Origin of the sequence: Rhodopseudomonas sp. WA056, from assembly GCF_010906995.1 — a bacterium.
In the GTDB taxonomy this organism is placed as follows: domain Bacteria; phylum Pseudomonadota; class Alphaproteobacteria; order Rhizobiales; family Xanthobacteraceae; genus Rhodopseudomonas; species Rhodopseudomonas palustris_G.
This window is the reverse complement of record NZ_QPFS01000012.1, coordinates 20,502-34,503: the sequence shown is the minus strand read 5'-3', so window position 1 is coordinate 34,503 and position 14,002 is coordinate 20,502. Positions and strand designations below refer to the sequence as shown.

The 14,002-nt window shown below is 65.9% G+C and carries 13 protein-coding genes; 10 read left to right on the top strand and 3 right to left on the bottom strand.

Annotated elements, in window-relative coordinates:
* Positions 1-66 precede the first annotated feature (66 nt).
* The 6 genes from ppsR (DU475_RS04560) to DU475_RS04535 are packed head-to-tail and all read left to right on the top strand — an operon-like array spanning position 67 to position 5,712.
* On the top strand, positions 67-1,500 hold the full coding sequence (ppsR, locus tag DU475_RS04560) for a transcriptional regulator PpsR (RefSeq protein WP_142882153.1): 1,434 nt from the start codon (positions 67-69) through the stop codon (positions 1,498-1,500).
* Positions 1,493-2,386 carry a chlorophyll synthase ChlG gene (chlG, locus tag DU475_RS04555; RefSeq protein WP_013503654.1) on the top strand — a complete coding sequence of 298 codons (894 nt, stop codon included), beginning with the start codon at positions 1,493-1,495 and terminating at the stop codon, positions 2,384-2,386. Before ppsR (DU475_RS04560) ends, chlG begins: the two co-directional genes overlap by 8 nt.
* Before the next feature lie 2 nt (positions 2,387-2,388).
* Positions 2,389-3,714: a BCD family MFS transporter gene (locus DU475_RS04550; RefSeq protein ID WP_047310054.1), complete on the top strand. Its 1,326-nt coding sequence runs from the start codon at positions 2,389-2,391 to the stop codon at positions 3,712-3,714.
* A 1-nt stretch (position 3,715) separates the two neighbouring features.
* Positions 3,716-4,921, top strand: a complete 1,206-nt coding sequence (locus DU475_RS04545; protein ID WP_164630912.1) for a geranylgeranyl diphosphate reductase — start codon at positions 3,716-3,718, stop codon at positions 4,919-4,921.
* A 20-nt stretch (positions 4,922-4,941) separates the two neighbouring features.
* Positions 4,942-5,406: a TspO/MBR family protein gene (locus DU475_RS04540; RefSeq protein WP_047310056.1), complete on the top strand. Its 465-nt coding sequence runs from the start codon at positions 4,942-4,944 to the stop codon at positions 5,404-5,406.
* Positions 5,407-5,439: 33 nt separating this feature from the next.
* Positions 5,440-5,712, top strand: coding sequence for a hypothetical protein (locus DU475_RS04535; protein WP_013503650.1), 273 nt, complete (start codon positions 5,440-5,442; stop codon positions 5,710-5,712).
* Positions 5,713-5,917: 205 nt separating this feature from the next.
* Here DU475_RS04535 and DU475_RS04530 read toward each other — a convergent pair whose 3' ends face one another.
* Positions 5,918-6,337: a c-type cytochrome gene (locus DU475_RS04530; protein WP_047310057.1), complete on the bottom strand. Its 420-nt coding sequence runs from the start codon at positions 6,335-6,337 to the stop codon at positions 5,918-5,920.
* Between the two features lie 322 nt (positions 6,338-6,659).
* On the opposite strand from DU475_RS04530, the gene ppsR (DU475_RS04525) reads away from it, so the two are divergent.
* Together ppsR (DU475_RS04525) and DU475_RS04520 are read left to right on the top strand one after the other, a co-directional pair.
* Positions 6,660-8,057: a transcriptional regulator PpsR gene (ppsR, locus tag DU475_RS04525; RefSeq protein WP_047310058.1), complete on the top strand. Its 1,398-nt coding sequence runs from the start codon at positions 6,660-6,662 to the stop codon at positions 8,055-8,057.
* Entirely contained in the window at positions 8,058-10,253 is a 2,196-nt protein-coding gene (locus DU475_RS04520) for a GAF domain-containing protein (RefSeq protein ID WP_164630910.1), read from the top strand.
* 30 nt (positions 10,254-10,283) lie between these two features.
* Here the strand turns inward: DU475_RS04520 and DU475_RS04515 are convergent, their stop codons facing one another.
* Both DU475_RS04515 and DU475_RS04510 read right to left on the bottom strand, forming a co-directional pair.
* Entirely contained in the window at positions 10,284-10,958 is a 675-nt protein-coding gene (locus DU475_RS04515) for a biliverdin-producing heme oxygenase (RefSeq protein WP_142882154.1), read from the bottom strand.
* Positions 10,959-11,019: 61 nt separating this feature from the next.
* A complete protein-coding gene (locus tag DU475_RS04510; RefSeq protein ID WP_234713426.1) occupies positions 11,020-11,712 on the bottom strand; it encodes a cobalamin B12-binding domain-containing protein in 693 nt (230 codons plus the stop codon).
* Between the two features lie 445 nt (positions 11,713-12,157).
* Between DU475_RS04510 and bchF the strand changes: the two genes are divergently transcribed.
* The gene (gene bchF, locus DU475_RS04505) at positions 12,158-12,715 is read left to right on the top strand and encodes a 2-vinyl bacteriochlorophyllide hydratase (RefSeq protein WP_433962608.1); all 558 of its coding nucleotides are present in this window, start codon (positions 12,158-12,160) and stop codon (positions 12,713-12,715) included.
* Entirely contained in the window at positions 12,712-14,001 is a 1,290-nt protein-coding gene (locus DU475_RS04500) for a ferredoxin:protochlorophyllide reductase (ATP-dependent) subunit N (protein ID WP_164630908.1), read from the top strand. Before bchF ends, DU475_RS04500 begins: the two co-directional genes overlap by 4 nt.
* Position 14,002 lies beyond the last annotated feature (1 nt).

Genomic DNA, 14,002 nt, shown 5'->3' with positions numbered 1-14,002 from the left:
GCCAGGCTTGTAAGGACGCAGACGCCGGAGTGGAGGACGAGTTCTTGCTGGAGGATATTTGCCCTGGTGCAAGTGTTCAAATCTCCGAAGGAGTCGCTGGGGGATCTCGGTGCACAGTCTGCTGCTAAGCTGATCGCCGCTGCGACCGATGTCGCGCTGGTGGTCGACCCGCAGGGCGTGATCCGGGACGCGGCGTTCAATAAAGACGAGCTGGCGCAAGAGCTCGACGGTGAGGGGCGTTGGCTCGGCTCACGGCTGGTCGACATCGTCACCTCCGACACCCAGCCGAAGATCCGTGAGTTGCTGCTCGACGCCACCGTGCGCGATACCCCGACCTGGCGGCAGGTCAATCATCCCTCGCCGGGCGGCGAGGACATCCCGGTGTTGTATTCGGCGATCAACTTCGGGCGAGACGATCGTCTCCTCGTGGTCGGTCGTGATCTGCGTCAACTCGCGATGATGCAGCAGCGGCTAATCAACGCCCAGCAATCGATGGAGCGCGACTACATCCGGCTGCGGCACGCCGAGACGAGGTACCGGCTGCTGTTCCAGGTGTCCTCGGAAGCGGTGATGATCGTGGATGCGGCCAGTGAACTGATCGTTGACGCCAATCCGGCGACGCTGGCGCTGTTCGACACCAGCGCGCCGGAAGCGCTGAATGCGCCGGTGGTCGGATTCGTCGCCGGCGCCGATCAGCAGACGGTGTTGAACCTGTTCGCCGACGTCCGCTCCACCGGCCGTGACGGCCGGGCACGAATCAAACTGGCGGACGGTGTGCGCGAGTGTGAACTTTCGGCGTCGTTGTTCCGCCAGGAGAACGCCTCCCTGTATCTGGTCAGGCTGGCGTCGTACGGCGTCGCGCCCGAAGCCGGCAGCGCCAAGACCGCGTCACTCCTTCTGAATTACTTCGAATCCGCCGCCGACGCGCTGGTCATCACCCAATACGACGGCCGTGTCGCGCGGGCCAATCTGGCATTTCTGGAAATGGCGCAGCTCGGCAGCGCCGAGCAGGCGCGCGGCGAATTGCTGGATCGCTGGCTCGGCCGCACCGGCGTCGATCTGTCGGTGGCGCTCGCCAACTTGCGTCAGAACGGCACGATCAAATTGTTCGCCACCGTGCTGCGCGGCGAATACGGGGCGGCCGCCGAAGTCGAAGTCTCCGCGGTGGCGCTCAAGGACATCGAGGAGAAGCCGTGTTTCGGTTTCGCAATTCGCAACGTCGAGAAGCGGCTGACCACCGCGGCGACATCCAAGCGCGAGCTGCCGCGCTCGGTGGCGCAGCTCACCGAGCTGATCGGCCGGGTGCCGCTGCGCGATCTGGTGCGGGAGACCACCGACGTGATCGAGAAGCTGTCGATCGAGGCGGCGCTGGAGCTGACCGGAGACAACCGCGCTTCGGCCGCCGACATGCTCGGGCTGAGCCGCCAGAGCCTCTACGTGAAATTGCGCCGGTACGGTCTGGCCGAACACGCACCGGAAGGAGACGGAGCCGATGAGTAACAGTGTGGCCGTGCGTCCAGCGCCGTCGGCGGTGCTCGAGGTGTTGCACCCGATCACCTGGTTTCCGCCGATGTGGGCGTTCGGCTGCGGCGTGGTGTCGTCGGGCGTGCCGATCTCCTCGCGCTGGGTGGAAGTGATTGCCGGCATCGTGCTGTGCGGTCCGCTGCTGGTCGCCACCAGCCAGGTCGTCAACGACTGGTTCGATCGCGACGTCGACGCCATCAACGAGCCGAACCGGCCGATTCCGTCGGGACGGATTCCGGGGCGGTGGGGCCTGTATCTGTCGTTTCTGTGGACCGCTGCGTCGCTGCTGGTGGCGAGCCAGCTCGGCGCCTGGGTGTTCGGCGCCGCGGCGCTCGGCCTGGTGCTGGCCTGGATGTATTCGATGCCTCCGTTCCGGCTGAAGCAGAACGGCTGGCTCGGCAACGGCGCCTGCGCCATCACCTACGAGGGCTTCGCCTGGTTCACCGGTGCCGCCGTGATGCTCGCCGGCCTGCCGCCGTGGTGGATCGTCACGCTGGCGCTGCTGTACAGCGCCGGCGCTCACGGCATCATGACGCTCAACGACTTCAAGTCGATCGAGGGCGACATCAAGACCGGGGTCGGTTCGCTGCCGGTCAAGCTCGGCGTCGACAATGCCGCCCGGGTCGCCTGCGCCGTGATGGCGATCCCGCAGGTGGTGGTGGTCGCGCTGCTGGTGGCATGGGATCGCCCAATCCAGGCCGGCATCGTGGGTCTCGTGCTGGTGCTGCAGCTCGGCCTGATGGTCCGATTCCTGCGCAGTCCGGTCGAACGCGCCACCTGGTTCAGCGGCCTCGGCGTGGCGCTGTACGTCATGGGGATGATGGCCAGCGCCGTCGCCGTGTCGTCGTTCGGAGCGTCCTGATCATGATCCGACCGCTGTCCTGGCTCGGCATTGTTCGGATGGGGCTGGTGCAGACCGGCCTTGGTGCGATCGTGGTTCTGACCACTTCGACGCTCAACCGGGTGATGGTGGTGGAGCTGGCATTGCCGGCGATGCTGCCGGGCGCCCTGGTCGCGATCCACTACGCGCTGCAAGTCTTCCGCCCCGCCTGGGGCCACGGCTCCGATCGCGGCGCGCGCCGCACGCCGTGGATCATCGGCGGCATGGCCGTGCTGGCGCTCGGCGGCTTCCTGGCCGCGGTGGCGACCGCGTGGATGACGGTGCAGCCGCTGCTCGGCATGGCGCTGGCGGTGGTCGCATTCTGTCTGATCGGCGGCGGGGTCGGCGCAGCCGGCACCTCGCTGCTGGTCCTGCTCGCCAAGCGAACCGACGAAAAGCGTCGCGCGGCGGCGGCCACCATCGTTTGGGTGATGATGATCGCCGGTTTCATCGTCACCACGGCGATCGCCGGGCATCTGCTCGACCCGTTCTCGCCGCAGCGGCTGGTCGCGGTGTCGGGCAGCGTGTCGCTGATCGCGATGGCGCTGACCCTGCTCGGCGTGTGGGGCGTCGAAGGGCGCGGCGGCGCGCCGGCGCCTGCCGCCAAGCCGGCGGCACAGCAGGAATCTTTCCGCAAGGCGTTCGCGGACGTCTGGCACGAGCCGCAGGCGCGGCGTTTCGCGATCTTCGTGTTCGTGTCGATGCTCGCTTACAGCGCCCAGGATCTGATCCTCGAGCCGTTCGCCGGCGCGGTGTTCGGCTTCACTCCCGGGGAGACCACCAAGCTGTCCAGCGTGCAGCACGGCGGCACGCTGATCGGCATGGCGATGGTGCCGATCATCGGCGCGCTGTTTCCGAAATCGCGCGGCAATCTGCAAGTGTGGACCATCGGCGGCTGTGTCGCTTCGGCGATCGCGCTGCTCGGCTTGTCGACCGCCGCGATCGTCGGGCCGTCCTGGCCGCTGCGGAGCACGGTGTTCATGCTCGGCGTCACCAACGGCGCCTATGCGGTCGCGGCGATCGGCTCGATGATGGAATTGGTCGGTGCCGGCGGCGAGAATCGCGAAGGCGTGCGGATGGGACTGTGGGGCGCCGCTCAGGCGATCGCATTCGGCGTCGGCGGCTTCATCGGTACGCTGGCGAGCGATCTGGCTCGCCTGATCCTCGGGGCGCCGGCCCTGTCCTATGCGGTGGTGTTCGCCGCCGAGGCCGGTTTGTTCGTCGCGTCCGCAGCGATGGCGGTGTGGGTGCATCGCGCACAGCACCGCCGTGTCGCAGATTTGTCCAGTCCAGCAGTCGCCGGAGGTTGAAATGACCGAGAGCTCCGCAATTTACGATGTCGTTGTCGTCGGCGGCGGCCCCGCCGGTGCCACTGCGGCTTGCGATCTGGCGCGTGCCGGCAAGCGGGTGGTGCTGCTCGACCGCGCCGGCCGCATCAAGCCGTGCGGCGGCGCAATCCCGCCGCGTGCGATCCACGATTTCGCGATTCCCGACAGCATGCTGGTGGCGAAGATCCGCTCGGCCCGGATGGTGTCGCCGAGCAAGTTCGAAGTCGACATGCCGATCGACGGCGGTTTCGTCGGCATGGTCGACCGCGAGCATTTCGACGAGTGGCTGCGCCAGCGCGCCGCCACAGTCGGCGCCGAACGGCGCACCGGCCTGTTCAAGCGGTTCAGCCGCGACGAATCCGGCGTCAACACCGTGCACTACGAGGCGCGTCAGGCCGACGGCTCGATGGCCGATCAGACGGTGCGCTGCCGTGCGATCATCGGCGCCGACGGCGCAGTGTCCGGCGTGGCGCGGCAGTTCCTGCCCGACGCCGACCGTGTGCCGTTCGTGTTCGCGTATCACGAAATCATCAAGACGCCGCGTCCGGAGCAGAAGGCCGCCTACGAAGGCGCCCGCTGCGACGTGTACTATCAGGGCCAGGTCTCGCCGGATTTCTACGGCTGGGTTTTTCCGCATGGCGACACCGTCAGCGTCGGCACCGGCTCGATGCACAAGGGCTTCTCGCTGCGCGATTCGGTGGCGGAGCTGCGCAAGGCGACCGGGCTCGACGAGGTCGAGACCATCCGCAAGGAGGGGGCGCCGATCCCGCTGCATCCGCTGCCGCGCTGGGACGACGGCCACAGCGTGCTGCTGGCCGGTGACGCCGCCGGCGTGGTGGCGCCGGCCTCGGGCGAGGGGATCTATTACGCGCTGCTCGGCGGCCGTCTCGCGGCCGAAGCGGTCGGCGAGTTCCTGCAGACCGCCGACGCCAAGGCGCTGAAGCTGGCGCGCAAGCGCTTCATGCGCGCGAACGGCTCGGTGTTCCGCATTCTCGGCCTGATGCAGTGGTACTGGTACGCCAACGACAAGCGCCGCGAACAATTCGTCAGCATCTGCCGCGATCGCGACGTCCAGAAGTTGACGTGGGACTCGTATATGAACAAAAAGCTGGTCCGGGCCAAGCCGATCGCCCATGTCCGGATCTTCTTCAAGAACCTGGCCCACATGACGGGGCTGGCTTCGGTTTGATTGCTACAGGCGGTGGCCTTGTGAATCCGATCTTCGTTGCGGCTGCCGTCGCGCTCTTTGTCGGTCTGCTCGGTGGTTCGCTGACCGACACCGGAACTTGGTATCAGAGCCTGGTGAAGCCCTGGTGGCAGCCGCCGGACTGGGCGTTCGGTCCGGCCTGGACGGTGATCTTCGCGCTCGCCGCGATGTCGGCGGTGTACGCCTGGCGGGGCGCCCGCACCCGCGCCCAGCGCGACTGGGTGATCGGCCTGTTCGCCGCCAACGGCTTCTTCAACGTGCTGTGGAGCATGCTGTTCTTCACGGTGCGGCGGCCGGATTGGGCGCTGCTCGAAGTGCCGCTGCTGTGGCTGTCGGTGCTGGCCGGCGTCGTGGTGTTCTGGCGCAGCGCCCGCACCGCGAGTTACTACCTGCTGCCGTACCTGGTCTGGGTGACGTTCGCGGCCTACCTCAACTGGACCGTGGTCGCGCTCAACACGCCGTTCTGATCGCGCGGCGATGCGGCCACCTCGAGAACTGCCATGCAGATGATGTCCGAACTGTTCGCCGGCGGCACCGTGGTCGACGTGGTGCTGATCTTCCTGCTGTTCGAGGCGATCGGGGTGATCGGCTATTGGCTCTGGCGCAAGCGCGGCATCGCGCCGGCGGATTTCCTGCCGGGGATGATATCCGGCGCGCTGATGCTGCTGGCGCTCCGCGCCGTCCTCGCCGGCAGCGGCTGGCTGGTGCCGACGCTGTGCCTGCTGGCGGCGGGCGGGGCGCATCTGGTGGATGTGCTGCGGCGCTGGCGCTGACAGCGGCGCCCTCCGGTCGGGTGCTCGCCGCGGCGCGGTCCAGAATCGTCCGTTCCGGACATTCAATCAACAGCAGCACTGAGGCCAACATACGAAGGCCCCGAAAGCACCCAGGCCCCAGTCCCACGGCCCCGAAAGCACGAAGGGCTCCGGTTCGTGTGAACCGAAGCCCTCGTGCCGCTAGACGTCAGCGAGTTGTGACGACTTACTTGAGCGTGGCGAGATAGGCCACCACGTCCTTGCGCTGCTGCTCGTTGGCGAGCTTGAAGGTCATCTTGGTGACGCCGACCGCCTGATCAGCCTTGCCCTTTTCGGTCAAGAACTTCTTCAGGAAGGCGTTCGGATCGGCCAGATACGGAACGATGTTGTCGGCGGTCCAGACCAGACCCGCTTCGCCCGAATTGTGGTTCAGCGGCGAATAGGTGAAGCCCGCGGCGGTGCCCGCCTTGCGGCCGACCACGCCGGCCAGCGCCGGACCGACCATGTTCTTGTCGGCGCGGTGGCAGGTCATGCACTGCTTGAACACCGCCTCGCCCGCCTTGGCATCCTGCGCCGAGGCAGTCCCGATCGACAGGGATCCTGCGGTAGCGGCGATGCTGACAATAGTGAGAAGTTTTTTGACCACGTCTCTCTCCTTAAGAACCCGTCCTGGCGTCCAGCGACCCCGGGCCTCGTAGGCCACGACAAACAGTCGCATCCAAACCCGTTCTGGTCGGTTCTGTAAAGTCGTTCTAACCCAGATGCGGACCGATGGCTCGACGCATTTGTGCTAGATGACGTTGATCTGTCGAAATTATATTACCGGCTAGTCAATTCGGCTAATTTTTCATTGCCGGCCGGTGACGACCACTTGTCAAGCGCCCGCAGTGCGCCTAAGTGCTTGGCTGCACGGCAGTGTTCCTCGACAATGCGTCGTAATGACGCCCTGCTGTGTGCGAGCGGAGTTGATGGCCCCGAAATCCGTTCATGCCGACATTACCCTTCTGCTCGATATGGAGGGTGTGATTCGCGAAGCCACTTTGTCTCCGGCAATGGCGGCTGAAAGCGTTGACGGTTGGCTGGGCCGGCTCTGGAGCGACATCGCGGGCGACGGCGGCGGCGAAAAGGTTCGCCGGATGGTCGAAGACGCAAGGCGCAGCGGAATATCCGCCTTCCGGCAAATCAATCAGCCGTTCCCGAGCGGCATCGAAATCCCGATCGAATTCACCACGATGCTGCTGGGCGATCGCACCGGCATGATCGCGGTCGGCAAGAACATGCAGGCGGTCTCCGAGCTGCATTCCCGGCTGATGGCCGCGCAGCAGGCGATGGAGCGGGACTACTGGCGATTGCGCGAGCTGGAAACGCGCTATCGGCTGGTGTTCGACGCCGCAGCGGACGCGGTGATGATCGTGTCGGCCGGCGACATGCGAATCGTCGAGGCCAACCGTGCGGCGGTCGGGGCGATCAGCCGCGTCGAGCGCATCAACGACGATGTCGTCGGGCGTGACTTTCTCGCCGAAGTCGCCGCGGCCGATCGCGACGCGGTCCGCGACATGCTGGCCCAGGTGCGCGAGCGCGGCAGTGCGCTGAGCGTGCTGGTCCATCTCGGCCGCTACGATCGGGCCTGGATGCTGCGCGGCTCGCTGATGTCATCCGAACGGCGGCAGGTCTTCCTGCTGCACTTCACGCCGGTCACGACCTCGGCGATCCCTGAGGAAGCTGACGACGACTCGGTGCTGCGGGGCCTGATCGACCGGATCCCCGACGGCTTCGTCGCGCTGGACTCCGACGGCATCGTCCGTCACGCCAATCAGGCGTTCCTCGATCTGGTGCAGGTCGGATCGAAGCCTGCGGCGGTCGGACGTTCGCTCGGCTGCTGGCTGGGACGGCCCGGTGCCGATCTGACCAGTCTGCTGACCCTGCTGCGGCGTTACAAGACCGTGCGGCTGTATCAGACCACGATCCGCGGCGAACTCGGCAGTGAGACCGAGATCGAGGTTTCGGCCGTCGACGGCGATGACGACCAATACATCGGCGTTCTGCTCCGCAACGTCGCGCGTCGCCTCGGCGAGGCGGACGACAACGATGCCTTGCGTCAGGCGCTCGGCCCGATCAGCAAGCAACTCGGGCGATCCTCGCTGCGAAAGCTGGTCAAGAACGCGGTCAGCATCGTCGAGCAGCACTACGTCAAGGAAGCCCTGGTGCGATCCAGGGGCAATCGCACGGCGACCGCCGAGTTGCTCGGATTGAGCCGGCAGAGTCTTTATGCCAAACTCAGCCGCTACGGCTTCGACGATAAAGGTGCGAATTCCGCTGCCGCCGACAAGGACGGGAACGGTCGCTCAGACGACGCAGAGGATTGAGTGGCAGGTCATGCCTCCGGCAGCCCCGCATTCGGAACTGCCGATCTTTCGAATTGCGAACTTGAAGAAATCCATCTCGCCGGCTCGATCCAGCCGCACGGCGCGCTTCTTGTCGTCAGTGAGCCCGACCATCGCATCATTCAGGCCAGCGCCAATGCGGCGGAGTTCCTGAATATCAGCCGGGTCGTCGGCGTTCCGCTCGCCGAGATCGACGGCGATCTGTTACTCAAGATCCTGCCGCACCTCGATCCCACCGTCGAAGGCATGCCGATCGCGGTGCGCTGCCGGCTCGGCCGTCCCGCCGCCGATTTCGACGGTCTGATTCATCGGCCTCCGCAAGGCGGGCTGGTGATCGAGCTGGAGCGTGCCGGGCCGCCGGTCGACCTGACCGGCACGCTGGCGCCGGCGCTCGAGCGGATTCGTACGGCCGGATCGCTGGGCGCGCTGTGCGACGCAGCCGCGCTGCTGTTCCAGCAGCACACCGGCTACGACCGGGTGATGGTGTATCGCTTCGACGAGCAGGGCCACGGCGAGGTGTTCTCCGAGCGCCACGTGCCCGGCCTCGAATCCTATCTCGGCAACCGCTACCCGGCGTCCGACATTCCGCAGATGGCGCGGCGGCTGTACGAGCGCCAGCGTGTCCGCGTGCTTGTCGACGTCGGTTATCAGCCGGTGCCGATCGAGCCACGGCTGTCGCCTCTCACCGGGCGCGATCTCGACATGTCGGGCTGTTTTCTGCGCTCGATGTCACCGATCCATCTGCAATACCTGAAGAACATGGGCGTGCGCGCCACCCTGGTGGTGTCGCTGGTGGTCGGCGGCAAGCTGTGGGGGCTGATCGCCTGCCATCACTATCTGCCACGCTTCATTCATTTCGAACTGCGGGCGATCTGCGAGCTGCTCGCCGAGGCGATGGCGACCCGGATCACCGCGCTCGAGAGCTTCGCGCAGAGCCAGTCGGAGCTGTTCGTCCAGCGGCTCGAGCAGCGCATGATCGAGTCCATCACCCGGGAAGGCGACTGGCGCGCCGCGATCTTCGACACCACGCAATCGATCCTGCAGCCGCTGCGCGCGGCCGGTTGCGCGCTGGTGTATGAGGATCAGGTCAGGACCATCGGCGAGGTGCCGTCGACCCAGGACGTCCGCCAGATCGCCGCCTGGTTCGATCGCCAGCCTCGCGCGGCGGTGGCGTCGACCGCTTCGCTCGGTCTCGATGCTCCGCAGTTCGCGCATCTGACGCGCGCGGCGAGCGGCGTGATGGCCGCACCGATCTCGGATCATCGCGGCGAGTTTCTGATGTGGTTTCGCCCCGAGCGCGTTCACACCGTCACCTGGGGCGGCAATCCGGAGAAGCCATTCACGATCGGCGACAGCCCGGCCGACCTGTCGCCGCGGCGCTCGTTCGCCCAATGGCACCAGGTCGTCGAGGGCACGTCCGATCCCTGGACGGCGGCTGATCTCGCCGCGGCCCGAACCATCGGGCAGATCGTCGCCGATATCGTGCTGCAGTTCCGCGCGGTGCGGACGCTGATCGCCCGCGAACAGTACGAGCAGTTTTCGACCCAGGTTCACGCCTCGGTGCAGCCGGTGCTGATCACCGACCCGGGCGGTCGCATCCTGCTGATGAACGACGCGTTTCGCGCGATGCTGCCGTCCGGCGCGCCGCCCGCGGCGCATCTGCGCGATCTCGCCGGCCTGTTCGTCGAACAGCAGGAGTTCCTGCGCAATACCGCGGAGCTGGTCGATCACGGCCGCGGCTGGCGCGGCGAAGTGATGCTGCGCGGTCCCGGCAACACCCAGTCTCCGTTGACGGTTCGTGCCGATCCGGTGACGCGGTCGGAGGATCAGGCGCTCGGCTTCGTTCTGATCTTCAGCGATGCAACCGATCGCCGCACCGCGGAGGCGGCGCGTGCGAGATTTCAGGAAGGCATTCTCGCCAGCGCGCGGACCGGCGTGCGGCTCGATTCCAAGTCCGACCTGGTCCACGAGAAGCTGCTGTCGGCCTTGGTCGAGAACGCGCAGCTTGCGGCGCTGGAAATCACCTACGGGGTCGAGACCGGGCGGATCGCCGAGCTGCTGGAAGGCGTCCGCCAGTCGATGCTGCGCACCGCCGAAGTGCTCGGCCATCTGGTGCAGCACGCCGCCCGCACGGCGGGCAGCGACACCGTCGACGGCGATCCGAAGAGCAGGGCGTAGGAGCGCTGCGGCGCTCGGCCGCGGGCGCGGTCAGACGGTGACTGCGCGATCCGCGAGATGTTGCTGGACTGCGACCGACAGCGCGATGTTGCAGGTGAACGCCGCTGCGCCTTCCTCGATGATCGCCGCGGCATCGGGCGCCGCCGCTCCGGCCTGTTCCAGCGCCTCGCGATACTCGGTCTTCAATGCGCCCGGATCGCCGATCGCCGAAAAGTCGTAATGCGCCAATTCGGCAGGGCCGAGCTGCATCGTCTTCTCCAGCAGCCGGCGCACGATCTGTCCGCCGTTGAGATCGCCGAGATAGCGGGTGTAGGCGTGCGCGATCAGCCGGCTGCCGTCGCCTTCGCTCGCCTCCGCGATACGGTCCGCATAGGCTTCGGCCGCAGGCAGCACCGGAAGCTGATCGTTCCAACCGGTGCCGGCGAGTGCGACGAGATCGGCTTCGATCGCAGGAGTGCGAGCCAGCGAATGCGCCGCCAGCGGCGCCAGGATCGGATTGTCGCGATGTCGCGCGATGCCGGCTTCGATCGCCCGATAGGCGGGATGCAGATTGCGCAGCAACAGCGTGTAGCCGTCGCGGGTCGCCGTGCCGCGCAGAATCTCCGCGACGATTCCGGTGCGCTCCGCTTCGAGATGCAGCGCGCGCGTCCGAAGATAAAGAGCTGTCACGACGCTCGCGTCGTTTTCCGCCTGAACCACTGCCATACGAGCCTCCATGATGAGACCCTATAGCAGGGCAATCGGGTTACTGCGAACAAGAACCAGTCTATTTGCCGGCCTTCAACGCCGCGACCAGTTCGCGTGCCAGGCGCGGCGCCGAATCTCCCTCGGCCGCAGCTACGTCCGCTCCGACCGATGCCGAAAGATCCGGGCGTCGCGTCAGCGTCGGTCCGCCGAGCATGATCCCGACCTTCGGATTGCGCGACCTTCGCCTGACGTCCTGGATGTAGCGCTTCAGTTCGTCGGGCCGTCGATCGCTGGTGACCCAAAGTCCGATCACCTCGAACCAGCACTCGCCGATGAGTGAGAACAGATCGCCGAGCGGCCTGAACGGCATCGAGCGCACCGCCCATCCGTCGCGGTAGAACAGTTCGGCCACCATCGTCATTTCGAGACTGAGCTGATTGCCGGGAATCGTGGTCAACAACACCTCACCGCCGATGCCGCGGTTGTTGACCGGAAACGCATCGCCGAGGTGACGGACGATCTCCTGCAGCCGGCAGATCGCAAGCGTCACGGTTACCGAGTCGATCGCGTCGCTGTCGCACATTTCGGACAGCCGCCGCGCCGTCGGCGCGAGAAGGTTGAGAAAGATCAATTCGGGCGTGGTGCCCTGCGAGATAAGAGTCTCGACATGGAGCAACGCGGCCGCTTCGTCGCTTCCGAGCGTCAGCAGGACGAACTGTTGAACTTCGAGCGTCGAGCCGCCTTCGGGCAGGCCACAAGAATTCGCAAACATGGATCGCAGCGAAAACCCAACCTGGGTCAGTACCTCTTTACGGAGCGAGATCGAAATACCGGTCGCCTTCATCGGACGGCGGTACCGCCAAATCGGTTCCGGGACGGCAGGGGAGAGCGGGACGATGGGCGAAGCGGCCCTGTCGGGTTCGACGACTTCCAGAAGCAGCCGGTCGGTCCAGTTCGTCATGAGGGGTACTCCGTCACCTCGAACTTAAGGCGCATAGCCCTAAGACCGTCAAGTTTAATTTACGTATGGTTTGGTTGACAGTGGCATTCGTGACGATTAGCCTTTGTTGATCAGCCCGCCCTGAAGGAGAAGCGCGGTGCATCATTCAAGCGCATCAGATCAAGAAAAAGAGGGTCTCGGTGCGACGATGCCGTTGTCGCGTGCCTCGGAGCCGGTATCGCACCACCGCGACGCCGCTGTGTCAAATGTTCTTTACATGACAGGTGCCAATGCGCCGGACGGTGCTGCGGTCGGCGGCGCGGTTTCGATGCAGAAGCAGGGGGTTAAGACTCTCTACACGCCCGAAGAGCGGCGGCGTCGGGATGCGACGAAATGGACGCTGGTCCAGGGAATTCTGGCGCCGGTTCAGTTCCTGGTTTTTCTGGTCAGCCTCGGACTCGTGCTGAACTATCTGTGGACCGGTGACGGCTTCACCGCCGCGACGGTGTCGATCGTGATCAAGACCTTGGTGCTCTATACGATCATGGTCACCGGTGCGATCTGGGAGCGCGAAGTCTTCGGTTGTTACTTGTTCGCGCCGGCGTTCTTCTGGGAAGACGTGTTCAGCTTCCTGGTTCTGGCGCTGCATACGGCCTATCTGGTGATGCTGTTCTTCGGACTCGGCAGTCCGCGCGATCAGATGCTGGTGGCGCTCGCCGCCTATGCGACCTACGTGGTCAATGCGGCTCAGTTCATCCTCAAGCTGCGCGCTGCGCGTCGCGACGAGCGGCTTGCTGCGACCAGTGCAGTCGACATGTCCGGGAGCCGCGCATGACCGTGCATGTTTCCGGCTGTTCGTCCGCCACCGCGGACCAATTGGTGTCTCGCGAGATTCGCACCGAGAGCGGTCAGCGCGAAGTGTTCTGCGGGCTGACCGGCATCGTCTGGCTGCACCGCAAGATCCAGGACGCGTTCTTCCTCGTCGTCGGTTCGCGCACCTGCGCGCATCTGATCCAGTCGGCGGCTGGTGTGATGATCTTCGCGGAGCCGCGGTTCGGCACCGCGATCATGGAAGAGAAGGATCTGGCCGGTCTCACCGACGCCAATGACGAGCTCGATCGCGTGGTGACGCAGCTTCTGGCGCGCCGGCCCGACATCAAGCTGTTGTTCCTGGTCGGCTCGTGTCCGTCGGAAGTCATCAAGCTCGATCTGTCGCGCGCCGCGCTTCGCCTGTCGCAGCGATTTTCGCCGGGCGTGCGCATCCTCAACTATTCGGGCAGCGGCATCGAAACCACCTTCACCCAGGGCGAAGACGCCTGTTTGGCGTCGCTGGTGCCCGAACTGCCGGTGCAGACCGATGCCAAGCCGTCGCTGCTGGTGGTCGGTTCGCTCGCCGACGTGGTCGAAGATCAGTTCATGCGGATGTTCGACGCGCTCGGCGTCCGCAACGTCGCGTTCTTCCCGCCGCGCAAATCGACCGCGCTGCCCAGCGTCGGACCGAACACCAAGATCCTGATGGCGCAGCCGTTCCTGCCCGACACCGTGCGGGCCCTGGAAGAGCGCGGCGCCAAGCGGCTGGCGGCGCCGTTCCCGCTCGGTGTCGAAGGCACCACCGGCTGGCTGCGTGCGGCGGCCGATGCGTTCGGTGTCGACCCGGCGCAGTTCGACAAGGTCACCGCACCCAATCGCGCCCGCGCCGAACGCGCGCTGGCTGCGTTCAAGAACGAACTCGGCGGCCGGCGGATCTTCTTCTTCCCCGATTCGCAGCTCGAGATTCCGCTGGCGCGCTTCCTGTCGCGCGAACTCGACATGCAACTCGTCGAAGTCGCCACGCCGTATCTGCATCGTGAGCAGCTCGCCGAGGAGCTGAAGCTGCTGCCGGCCGGCGTTGCGATCACCGAAGGCCAGGACGTCGACGATCAGCTCGATCGCTGCCGTCTGGCGCGTCCGGACATCGTGGTGTGCGGCCTCGGCCTAGCCAATCCGCTCGAAGCGGAAGGCATCACGACGAAATGGTCGATCGAACTCGTGTTCACCCCGATCCAGGGGTACGAGCAGGCGGCCGATCTTGCTGAATTGTTCGCGCGGCCGCTGGTGCGGCGCGCCAAGTTGGTGGCCTGAC